Raw genomic sequence first — 12,343 nt, 5'->3', positions numbered from 1 at the left:
GTATTGAGAATGAGTCAACACTTAATTTCAATATTTTTTCTAACCGCTCAATAAAACAGCTATCCGCGCTAAAAACAGCCATTTTTACGCTTTGAAAACTAATTTACTTTAAATTCTGGCCAAGCTGCTTTTAAGTAAATGAGCATAGACCAAAAAGTTAAAACCACTGCAATATAAAATAATCCGATACTAAACCAAAACGGCATTCCAGTGAGTGGCATTAACAAACCAAATATAGCCCCCATTTGTGCAAAAGTTTTATATTTGCCCAAATTAGAAACTTTAACCGCAGCTCGTTTGCCCAACTCTGCCATCCACTCTCGTAGCGCCGAAATTAAAATTTCACGACACACCATCACAATGGCGGGCAAGGTGATCCAAAACACATTGTAATGTTCAACGATCAAACCTAAAGCGGTGGCTACCATGAGCTTGTCGGCGACTGGGTCTAAAAACGCACCAAAAGGCGTTGATTGCTGCCAACGCCTTGCCAAATAACCGTCTAACCAATCGGTTGCCGCAGCAAGCGCAAAAACACCGGCCGCTAAATAAGCACCCCAAGCTACGGGGAAATAAAAAAACAGTACAAAAAACGGAATTAAAACTATTCTAAACACCGTTAATATATTAGGTATATTCCACATCTAATCATTCAACCTGTATAAGTTGGCGTTATTGTCGCACTATTTAATGGGGTTTGTCATGTAAGTATGAAAAAACCACCTCCGCGATTTTAGCACTAATACCTGGCACTTTCGCTATTTGTTCAACAGAAGCATTTTTTAGTTCTTGCATTCCGCCTAAATATTTTAACAGTGCTTGGCGCCGTTTGGCCCCAATACCTGGAATAGATTCAACCGATGATGTCGTTTTAACTTTTTGCCGTCTGACTCTGTGGCCAGTAATCGCAAAACGATGTGACTCATCACGAATGTGCTGAATTAAATGCAGTGCGGGAGAATGAGATTCCAAATTTAAAATTTGATGACTGCCAGCCATAATTAATGTTTCTAACCCGGGCTTTCGAGTCACGCCCTTTGCGACGCCAACTAATAATGGCATTTTTCCAGTCCAATTTGCAAAATGAGACTCTGCTTGCGCGAGCTGGCCTTTGCCCCCATCAATAAAAACAACATCAGGTATCTTATTGTCTGGTTGAGAATCTTTATATCGCCGAGCTAATACTTGAGCCATAGCGGCATAATCATCGCCTGGCGTAATGCCTTCAATGTTATATTTTCGGTAATCGGCCTTTAATGGACCATCTCGATTAAAAACAACACAAGAGGCAACTGTTTGCTGACCCATCGTATGGCTAATATCAAAACATTCAATTCGGCCAATAGGTTGAGACAATTCTAATGCTAAATCAAGCGCTTCAAATCTGCGCTGCATAGATAAAGATTCCGTCAACCGAGTACTCACCGCATTTTGTGCATTGGTTGAAGCTAACTGTAAATATTTAGCTTTTTCACCCCGGGTGGGTACAACGAGCTGCACGGCTTGTTGATAGAGCTCTTGTATTGCTGATTGTAACCCTTGCTGCTCTGCAATTTCGTGCGGTAAAACAATTTCTTTGCCCGGTTGGCGACCATCGTCTTGATTTAAATAATACTGTGCGACAAACGACGTTAATATCTCTTCGCTTTCAGCTTGTTTTGGCATTTTAGGAAAAAAACTTTTACTACCCAAAATTTTGCCTTCGCGAATAAATAATAAATGAATACAAGCCACGCCATGCTGATAAGCAAACCCAATAATATCTAACGCTTTATGATTACCGGTAACATATTGCTGCTCTTGTACTTTACGTAATGCGGTAAGCTGGTCTCTGTATTGCGCTGCTTTTTCAAATTGGAGTAATTGACTGGCCGATTCCATTTTGTCAGCCAATAAATTAATAACTTCTTGGCTTTTACCCTGTAAAAACAATTTTACCAGCTGTACTTGCTCCAAATATACATTGTCAGAGACATAACCTTCAACACAAGGGGCTAAGCACCTTTTTAATTGATACTGTAAACACGGCCGCGTACGTGCCTGATAATAGCTATCTTCACATTGGCGTACCGGAAATACTTTTTGCATTACCCGTAAACTTTCTCGCACCGCTCCGCCTGATGGATATGGGCCAAAATATTGCCCTGCTTTCTTTTTCGCTCCGCGATGAAAGGCTAAGCGTGGATGTTGGTGGTCGGATACCAAAATATAAGGGTAAGATTTATCGTCACGTAGCAAAACATTATATTTTGGCATGTACTGCTTAATATAATTGTTTTCTAAAATAAGCGCTTCAGTTTCAGTATGGGTAACAGTGACATCAATATGATTAATCTGACGAACCAAAGCAACTGTTTTAGCATTACTTAAGTTATCGCGAAAATAAGAAGGCACTCGTTTTTTAAGGTTTTTTGCTTTTCCCACATAAATAATATCACCCGCCTTATCGTACATTCGATAAACGCCGGGCTGTTGGGTTAAATTTTTTAAAAAAGATTGGTAGTCAAACTCAGTTTTTGCCACTAAAAATATCCGGTTCGGCCAAAAAGTTATGAAGTATAATACGAGGATTTAATCAAAAAGTTTAGTATGAGTTCGTTTTATGCTTTATTAAACTTATGCTTATATTGCATAACTCATACAGCATAATTGAGCAGCTTAATTTTATAAGCTGCTGGTATCTAACATATGATATTTAATGGCTAAATGCGTTAATTCAACATCTCCACTCACTTTAAGTTTTTCGAACATGCGATAACGATAGCTATTCACGGTTTTTGAACTCAAACTCAGTTTTTCTGAAATATTTTGCACTTTTTCGCCACGGGTTATCATCAGCATGATTTGCAATTCACGCTCTGATAATAGATCAAAAGGATTATCGTCCTGACCAGAAAATTGTGATAATGCAATGTGCTGAGCAATTTCAGGTGCAATATATCGCTGCCCAGAATGCACTAAACGAATCGCTTTTATCATTTCGTCAGGGCAAGCACTTTTAGTCAAATAACCTGCTGTGCCTAATTGCATTACCTTGTAAGGTAGCGGCCCTTCAGCATGTACCGTTAGAAAGATCACTTTAGTTTCAGGACAAAAACGAACAATTTTTTTGGTAGCTTCAATGCCACCTATCCCCGGCATATTCATATCCATGAGCACGATATGTGGATTATGTTCTCGGCAAAATTTAACAGCCTCTTCGCCTGTTTGTGCCTCACCAACCACTTTTATCCCTCGAACTTCATTTAAAATGCGACTTATCCCTGTCCTCACTAATTCATGGTCATCTACTAATAATATATTAATCAAATGAACTCCGGAGCCCACTGGCCAAGTCAAAAGTTTTAAAACGCATGTTATCACCCAAAACTACTCAACAAAATTGAACCTAGGTCAGTTAAATAAATTGTATTTAAGCAAATAACCCTAAGCAATATGTGAGTATGTATATATCCAGATTTTTAACAAATCCGCTATAAAAGTAAAGAATAGATTGCGTATTTAGCCAAATAAACTAAATTCGCTCGGTGAATAGTAGATAAAATAGACAAAAACCTCACTGTCGTTTAAAAACAATGAGGTTTAACTTGGCGAGTTTGCTGCTTTGACTAATGTAAAGCGAGCAGTTAACCTGAATTAATTACATGAAATATGATTTTTTTCAGATTTTTTAGCAGAAAGTTCAATTTGACTAATTGATAAATTAAGCTCAGCTAAACTATTTAGCTCAAAAGGCACAGTTAATTGGCTATCGCTCATTATTGCCGCTTCAAAACAATTTGGACTAACTGATAAAGTTTGCCATTCATTTAATCCAAGTTTGTTTAACCCCTTCGAAATATCGACACTTGACTTGCAAGTCAAATCCTTTTCGCAACTCATAGAAATAAAAACAGGTGCGTTAACTTCACTTTCTCGTTTAAGATCCAGTACTAAATTAGCTTGCTGCTTGGCTAATGTTGAGAAAAAATCGGGTAAATCCCCCACAAGTTCAAATTTAATGCCTGCTTTATTCGAAACATCAAATCTAACTCTAAACGCATCTTCCTGAATGAATCTGTCAATGGTGCGGTAGTAAACTCCATTAAGTTGCTCTGAATTTGAGTTAATCGTTTTTTCAGTAGACTGATTAAATAAGCGTATTTCCCATACGTTGCCCACTTTGCCATCAAACAAGTTCAGTTGATTAGTTTTGTTTGATGCTAGTGTTGACACCTCATTTAGTTGACCTGAAACCAGCGCTGTATTGTTACTGCGAGTTTGATAAGTTAAACCATAGCCGTAATCAAATAACGCGGTTTTATTTTTATCAAACCGGTTTACTTGTTGCGTTGCGCTATTGGGCCAAGAAAACGACAACTTCCCAACAAAATCATGTTGCACTTGGGTTGAGCTATCAGTAAATAAGACATCTGCCACAGCACTGCCTTCTGAACCGGGTAACCATGCGGCAACAAATGCATCGCTTGCATTCAGCTCAGCATTAACCCACATTGGGCGACCACTAATAAAAATTGAAACCACCGGGATGTTTTGCGCTTTCAAACGTTTGAGTAGAGCCAAGTCTGTTTTGGAGTCTAGTTGGTAGCCAAGGTGCGCTCGATCTCCAACCCCTTCTGCATAAGGCTCTTCACCAAACACCACAATAGCAACATCAGGTTTTTTGGTAAAATTTGCATTTTCATTAAGCTCTACTGAGCCACCTGCGGCTTTAACTTGCTCTGCAATCCCATCGTAAATTGAGCTACCACCCGGAAAATCGGAATTTTGGTTACCCGTGCCTTGCCAAGTAATTGTCCAACCACCTGACTGCTTACCAATATTATCAGCCGCATCGCCGGCTACTAATACATTAATATTTGGGTTGAGCGGTAATAATTGCTGGTTGTTTTTTAATAACACCAGTGACTCTCTAACAGCCTGCTCTGCCACTTTTCTATGCTCAGGGTGTCCGATAAGCTCAGGTTTATTAGCCAATACACGTTTTGCCGGGCTGGGTTTGTCAAATAAACCAGCTCTAAATTTAACCCGTAAAATTCTTGTCACTGCATCATTTATTCTCGACTCAGGTATAACGCCTGATTGAGCTTGTGCCAAAGTATTTTCATACAAAGCTTTCCAGTTTCCGGGCGCCATATAAATATCTAAACCGGCATTGGCTGCTTGTGGGCAGTTTTCATTAGTACAGCCTTTTATTTGGCCGTGTCCATTCCAGTCACCCACAACAAAACCATCAAACCCCATTTTATTTTTTAAAACTTGAGTTAATAAATAGTGGCTACCATGAATTTTTTCACCATTCCAGCTGTTAAACGAAGCCATCACAGATTGTGCACCTGCGGTTAACCCCCCCATGTAACCTTGCGCGTGGATATTAAACAAATCAGCTTCTGAAGTGGTGTTATTGCCTTGGTCAACTCCATCTATAGTGCCGCCATCACCAACAAAATGTTTCACTGTGCTGATGACTTGCTCATCACCTAAAAACCCGGTTTTTTCACTACCTTGCAAGCCTTTCACGATAGATTCGGCATACTGCTTTACGATTTCAGGATCTTCTGAATACCCTTCATAAGTTCGACCCCAGCGATCATCTCGTACCGTTGCAACCGTAGGGGCAAATACCCAATCAATCCCAGTTGCCATCACTTCTTGAGCGGTCGCTTTTGCAATTTTTTCAATCAATGCAGGATTATTAGCGGCGCCTAAGCCGATATTGTGTGGAAATAAAGTCGCACCAATGACATTATTATGGCCATGTACAGCATCAGTGCCCCACATAGTTGGAATGGTGCTGCCATCCATTGAGTCATCAACTGACGCTTGATACATTTGTTCGGCTAACTCAATCCAATCTTGCGTAGTAGAATGTTTATTCGCATTTGGAAATGAGCCTCCCCCATTTAAATATGAACCAAAGCCATACTTACGCATATCTTCAACACTAATATCACGAATTTCTGGCTGAATCATTTGCGCAATTTTTTGCTCTAATGTCATATTTTTTAGTACGGCTTGTACTTTTTGTTCAATTTTTGGATCTTTTTTAATGGCTGAATCAATTTTAGGCCAAAGTGGTTGACCCTCATTATTAGCATCAGTCGTTTCTGGCGAGATCGAGCTTTGACTACAAGCCGATATACATGCCACAGTGACTGCCAAAGTAATGCGTTTAAGTTTTTTCATTTTAGTTACCTTCGTAAACAAGGTTATTGGCTTGATGTCAATCAAGTCGTTTTGCGCTAGCCAACAACACTAAAGCCTTGTACCTGACCACAACTCCGCTAGGATCGATTAATACCAAACAGCAAAGTTAATTGATAAATTTAAAATCATGAGGATTGAAATAGTTAAAAGCTAGTAGCCCCGCTGGCTAACACTAACCCAGCGGGGTATAGCTTTTATAGATTAAAAGCTATAACGAGCACCCAAGGTGTATCTGGGACCATATTGACGGGCAAATAAGAATTGCTCTTCAAACCGACCATACCCTTGCTCTGTTTCATTGTTAATATTAACGCCATCAAAAAATACCGTCAGGTTTTCATCTACGTCATAATTAACACTTACATCCCACTGACCAAAGGCTTTGGCAAACTGTGGAGGTGCTTCAGAAGACCCTTGATCTTGGCCTTGACCAATTAAATAAGCATCACGCCAGGCGTAAGTAAATTTAACTGATAAGTCGTCTTTTTCATAAAAAGCTTGGAAGTTAGCTGAATCGCTAATCCCCGGCAAAACCGTTTGCGTATCTAATATGCTGGGATCGTAAGTCACATCACCGTCAACGATGGTTGCATTAAATGCAGTACCAAAGCCAGATTCCCCAAACATATGTTGAATAGCAATTTCTGCACCATACACTTCACGTTTTTCGACGTTTTCAGGTGAGGTAACAGACCAAACCAATAACGGGTCACTACTAGGATCGGCTTCAATCGCATCGGCATCATTACCGTAACCATTGGCGATTAATTGAGCATGAATGGCAGAGTCGGTTGCTTGCTCGCCATTGGCTTCAATTTGTGACACGGCTTCATTATATCGTTCGCCTTGATAAACATCATGAACCCCATCTAAAGTGACAGCGACCGTTGTCGTATCAATCCAGTCAGCTACTTTTTTAGCAAATAAGCCAAGCGACATGTAACTGGCTTCTTCATAGTAATATTCAACTGACAAATCAATGTTGGTTGATTGATAAGGCTTAAGGTTAGTGTTGCCTCGGCTACCTGTTCTCGTCCCGAGTTTAGGGCTACCGGTATAAGATTCACCGCCTAATAGAAAACCAAGCTCAGGGCGAGTCATGCTTTTACCTACCGAAAAACGTCCAACAACATCATCGGTTAAATCAACTTTAAGGTCGAGCATTGGTAAAAATACGTCGTAGCCCCCTTCATTAGTGACTCTTTGAAACTCGCCATCACCGGCAAAATTAGTAATCCACTCTGATGAGGTCGACCAAACCACGTCTTCAACAATTCGGCTTTCAGATGGACTAATAACATCTGTTTTTTCATAACGCATACCTGCATTAATTTGCACAGGAAAGTCCATCACATCAAAATACCATTCACTTTGCAGATAAAGTGCACTTGTAGTTTCTTCAACTAAATCTTGAGGGGCGTCTTCTGAAATACCAAGCATAAAGGCATCACTTTCCCCAACTACATCTGCAGTCAAATAAGCTTGTTTAATTGCTAAAACCTGATCAAAGTCATAGGTATAAAAATAATTAGGCGAAAGTGCACTGCCACCACCTGCAAACTCATCTAAAAAGCCCGATGTATCTTGCTTAGTAAATATGCTTGATGGGAAAATATTCGCAAAACTGGGGTTAAAGCCAGGCTTACCTAGCAAACCACTCCACGCATTACTGCCTGAAAGGGTTTGTTTAGTATAAGAGACCCCCCCTTTAATTTTTGCTAACGCGCTATATTCAGGATTCGCCCAAGTGGTATCTAGCTGAACCTGCTGTACTTTAGATTCGCCTGGCGTATGCGTAAATTGACCAAAATTAGAGTCAATTTCATTCGCAGCTAACTCATTAGTACCGTTATTCCATAAGATTTCATAATGCGGGATTTCACCGGTTCGGTAATCATAAATTTTCTTTTCAAGCTTATCCGAACCTAAAATAACTTGGCCGTTACTTTTTATTCCTTTATCTTTACCATTATCAATTTTGCTAATAGAGTCATGCATATCAAGCTCAACATGAATGTCGCTATTGAGCTGCCAGTCAAGATTTAAACCAATTGAACGCGAGTCTACTTCTGTGGTATTTCGGCTCATGGTAAATGAACCATCGTCACCGGCAATATCAGCAAAAACGGCTGTACCATTTTCATCCAATTCATAAGCATTAATATTACCACCAAAGTTATTCCAAATACCCCAACCTGTTGTTTCTACCCCGGTAGTGGCTAACGTACCGGTAAAGTCAGTGGTAATGGTTAAATCTTCAGTTGGTGCGTACTGTAAGGTAACTTGACCATTGATTCGCTCACGCTGAACATCGCTATAACTATAATTCATGTCTTTTGGAAAAAAATGACCTGCCACTGCATTACCATCTTTATCGGTATAAGCTGCAACTGGGTTACCTTCTGAATCGGTTGGCCTATGATCAATCACCTCGCCATTTGGCTCACTGGGGAGTTCAACATTGGCGTGCCAACCTTGAATATTAGCCGTTTGCTGTTGAAAGTCTCGTCGGTGGTATGAAACAGTCGCCGCAACACCAAAAGTATTATCCATAAATGTATTGCTGTATAAAGCGGCAAACTCTGGCGTAAAATCATCACCTGCCACATTAGAGGTATCATTAATTAGCTTGCCCATCACGCTAACTTTTTGCCCAGGTGATTGTAATGGTTTAGGCGTTACAATATTTACGGTTGCGCCCAGACCACCTGTTGGAGTTTCAGCTCGAGCGGTTTTCATTACTTCTAAGGTTGAAACCCCTTCAGATGATAAGTTTTCAAAGTTAAAAGAACGGGTAAAACCTGTTCCCGGCATTTGACGGCCATTTAACGTCACCAAGTTAAAGTGAGGACCAAAACCACGCACTGTGATCTCACTACCTTCACCGTTTGACCGACTAATAGTAACACCGGTAATGCGTTGTAGAGATTCAGCTAAGTTAGTGTCTGGAAATTTACCCATTTCTTCAGCAGAAATCGCATCCATGACCCCAAAAGTATCGCGCTTTAAATCCATTGAGCGAATTAAACTGCCTCTAATGCCTTTTACCGTGATAACTTCATCAACTTCTGCTTTTTCACTATCTTGGGCCATAACTTGGTTGCTAAAACTCATTGCAATAATTGCTGAAACACAAGTCGCTAATGGTTTTTTATAAAAATTGTTTGTATTCATAATTTGCTACTCTTTAAATTTATTAGACTAGATTAAGTAATTGTTGTAAGCGGCTTAGTCTCGCCGCTCATTTTACTGCCTACTCTTGCGGCTTAATCACCATATTGTCGATTCGGTATGTTGCACCTTCACCGCTACCCCAAGCAGGGAACACCATCACCACATCAACTGCACTTAAATCTAAACCTGCATCAAATAAATCTTGTAATGAGTAAATATAAGTTTGCCATTGCCCAGCCACTGGTGCTGCGCCTTCCTGACTATCTGACAAGTTTAACTCAACCGCACTTGCAGCATCATTAGACTCAATCTTAAATAACCAAGCTGCCTCAGCGTCATTTGGCATAGAAATCACTTTCATTTCAAACTGAACAATACCGTTAGTTAATAAATTAGAAACATCTAAATACACATCATCATCTGCGTTAATACCCATTACGGTTGGCTCTGCACCAATAGAGAATTCCGCAACCATGCCATGTTCAGTATCATCATTGACAATCGCTGGTGTTGAACCGCCACAACAATCCCAAATTGACCAATCAGTTAAAGCCTCATCAGCAAATAACATATGCCCGGCAAAACTATCTACTGCATTAGGATCGTATATATTCACGTTGTCTACCTGATAGATAGCTCCGTCACCGGTGCCCCATGCTGGAAATATCATCAATACGTCAATCGCACTGGCATCTAAACCTGCATTGGCCAAATCAGATAAATTAAAAGTATAAGTTTGCCACTGGTCAGCGACTGGCGACTGCGCCTCAACACTGGCGTCGAGCGCCATTTCTACCGCAGTATCACCATCATTCGATTCAACCTTAAATAACCAACCACCACTGGTGTCGCTTGGCATTGACGTGACTTTCATATCAAACTGAATAACCCCATTTGATAAAATCCCAGTTGCGTCAAAAGGAGCGGGTGAAACGCCTTCAGCTAAATTGGCCGTTCGTGAAATAAAGCCCATTACAGTTGGCTCTGAGCCAATTGAAAACTCTGCTACCATGCCATGTTCAGGATCGGTTGAATCTATCACCATAGGGGTTGTACCACCGCAACAGTCCCATAAAGGCCAAGTGTCTTTTGCTGATTCTTCGAATACGTTCAATTTAGGCGATGCTGAGTTAGCGCCCTCAATGGTTAAATTTGTAATTTGATAAACGGCACCTTCTCCAGCGCCCCAAGCAGGAAATACCATGATCACTTCAAGCGCACTTAAATCTAATCCGGCATCCGCCAAGGTTTTTAAATCAAAGGTGTAAGTTTGCCATTGCCCGGCTCGAGGGGCTTGGCCTTCATTGCTTGCCGATAAATCAAAGCTTGCTTCTGTTGTTGCCCCTACGCTTTCTAACTTGATTGACCATGCAGCACTGGTGTCATTTGGCATTGAAGTGACTTTCATATCAAAGCTAATTTTACCTGTTTCAGCCATAGGCGAAGCATCAAACGGAAGCACTTTTCCGCCAGATTCGGTATCAACCACATCAGCTCTGGATAAAAAGCCGTTTACCGTAGGGGTTGCGCCAACATAAAACTCCATAACATCACCTTTATCAGCGTCGTTAACCACTGTCGGTGTAGAGCCGCCACAACAATCCCAAGCTGGCCAATTTGGATTAGCCGTTCCGTCAAAAATCGTTAAATTTTGTGCCACACCTGTTGATGGCGGTGATGGAATAGGTGCTGCGCCTTCAACCAAAACGCCACCATTATCTGTATCTAGGAAATAATTTTGAGGAAAAGTGCCACAACCATCACCCGTTTCTAGATCTAAACTGCATTGATAAACCCGAACATAGTCAACTTCTAAACTTTGACCATTTTCAAATGCACTAGCGTCGATACCTGTGTTGTTTACATTCTCAGGCCAATCGCCGCCGACCGCTAAATTTAGGATCATGAAAAATTCTTGATCGTAAGGTGCGCTCCCCCAATAAGTCGTTAGCTCACCTTGGGTATTGTAATATTCTGTATACCAACCTCGGTGAGCTAACCCAACCGCTTGATTTTTTGAGTTATAACGTACTTGTGATTGGCGCTGAGTGGCATATAAATTATTATCTACATACCAACGTATTTCGCCTTCTTGCCACTCTACAGCATAGGTATGAAAGTCGTCTGCTGGGTTTAAACCCTCTGGAAACTGATAAGCTTGTCCGCTGCTATCGTTATTCGGCCATTCTTGTCCGTAATGCAAAGTGCCATGAATCCGGTTTTCAACATTACCTTCGGCATCTTCAACTTTTAGATTGACAGCTTCCATAATGTCAATCTCACCAGAACGAGGCCAACCACCGTATTCAGAATTAGTTGGCATCATCCAAAACGCAGGCCAGCTGCCTTGTCCACTCGGTAATTTAATTCTTGCTTCAAAACGGCCATATTTAAAATCAGCTTTATATTGAGTCACTAATCGCGCTGACGTATAGGGTTTTTCTGCATCTTCCCCTGCTGGTAGTGCAACTATATTAAGCTGACCGTCAGCTACGTAGGCATTTTGCTCAGAATCTGTGTAACATTGCTTTTCATTATTGCCACCACCTGCACAATTTACTTCATGAGACCACTTTTGGTTGTCGATTTGGTTGCCATCAAATTCATCTGACCAAACTAACTCCCAAGCACTTGAAGTTTCTTCTGGCGTGTAATTAGAAGTATCAGTATTGGTTTCAACACTACCTCCACATCCCAGCAAAGTGCTCGCTGAAACAACAGCACAACTTATTGCTAAATTTTTAGTCGTTAATTTCATAATATCTCTACCTAAGTTGACGATGTACTGGCATTTCCATCGTAAGGGTTATTTAACAATTAAAATTATTTTTAGTTATTAGATTGTTAAATTAATATTGATATAAAATTAACTTTAGCTCAATTTAAATGCGCTATATGGCTCTGAGGATGCGGCAACTCTAAGTTTTTGAAATAAATTACGACAAAGTGAGCTAAATTTAAG

Annotated in this window: 6 protein-coding genes; all 6 read right to left on the bottom strand. The window is 40.5% G+C overall.

Features of this window, described 5'->3' with window-relative positions:
* Positions 1–98: 98 nt before the first annotated feature.
* The 6 genes from pgsA to OLW01_RS03010 all read right to left on the bottom strand — a co-directional run bounded on the left by pgsA (position 99) and on the right by OLW01_RS03010 (position 12,139).
* Positions 99–644: a CDP-diacylglycerol--glycerol-3-phosphate 3-phosphatidyltransferase gene (gene pgsA, locus OLW01_RS03035; RefSeq protein WP_268075152.1), complete on the bottom strand. Its 546-nt coding sequence runs from the start codon at positions 642–644 to the stop codon at positions 99–101.
* 43 nt (positions 645–687) lie between these two features.
* The gene (gene uvrC / locus OLW01_RS03030) at positions 688–2,523 is read right to left on the bottom strand and encodes an excinuclease ABC subunit UvrC (protein WP_268075151.1); all 1,836 of its coding nucleotides are present in this window, start codon (positions 2,521–2,523) and stop codon (positions 688–690) included.
* Between the two features lie 141 nt (positions 2,524–2,664).
* Positions 2,665–3,309 carry a UvrY/SirA/GacA family response regulator transcription factor gene (gene uvrY, locus OLW01_RS03025; RefSeq protein ID WP_268075150.1) on the bottom strand — a complete coding sequence of 215 codons (645 nt, stop codon included), beginning with the start codon at positions 3,307–3,309 and terminating at the stop codon, positions 2,665–2,667.
* 327 nt (positions 3,310–3,636) lie between these two features.
* The gene (locus tag OLW01_RS03020) at positions 3,637–6,186 is read right to left on the bottom strand and encodes a glycoside hydrolase family 3 protein (protein ID WP_268075149.1); all 2,550 of its coding nucleotides are present in this window, start codon (positions 6,184–6,186) and stop codon (positions 3,637–3,639) included.
* Positions 6,187–6,408: 222 nt separating this feature from the next.
* Positions 6,409–9,381: a TonB-dependent receptor gene (locus OLW01_RS03015; protein WP_268075148.1), complete on the bottom strand. Its 2,973-nt coding sequence runs from the start codon at positions 9,379–9,381 to the stop codon at positions 6,409–6,411.
* 79 nt (positions 9,382–9,460) lie between these two features.
* Entirely contained in the window at positions 9,461–12,139 is a 2,679-nt protein-coding gene (locus OLW01_RS03010; protein ID WP_268075147.1) for a glycoside hydrolase family 16 protein, read from the bottom strand.
* Positions 12,140–12,343: the final 204 nt, after the last annotated feature.

The sequence above is a fragment of the Catenovulum adriaticum genome, from assembly GCF_026725475.1.
Classification (GTDB): Bacteria; Pseudomonadota; Gammaproteobacteria; order Enterobacterales; family Alteromonadaceae; genus Catenovulum; species Catenovulum adriaticum.
Note: the sequence above shows the minus strand (reverse complement) of the source record. Positions and strands in the feature narration are given on the sequence as shown.

What these genes read in the sequence shown, in the direction of transcription:
- OLW01_RS03015 (WP_268075148.1), bottom strand. Translation starts at nt 9,381, where the DNA reads ATGAATACAAACAATTTTTATAAAAAACCATTAGCGACTTGTGTTTCA.
- pgsA (WP_268075152.1), bottom strand. Translation starts at nt 644, where the DNA reads ATGTGGAATATACCTAATATATTAACGGTGTTTAGAATAGTTTTAATT.
- OLW01_RS03010 (WP_268075147.1), bottom strand. Translation starts at nt 12,139, where the DNA reads ATGAAATTAACGACTAAAAATTTAGCAATAAGTTGTGCTGTTGTTTCA.
- OLW01_RS03020 (WP_268075149.1), bottom strand. Translation starts at nt 6,186, where the DNA reads ATGAAAAAACTTAAACGCATTACTTTGGCAGTCACTGTGGCATGTATA.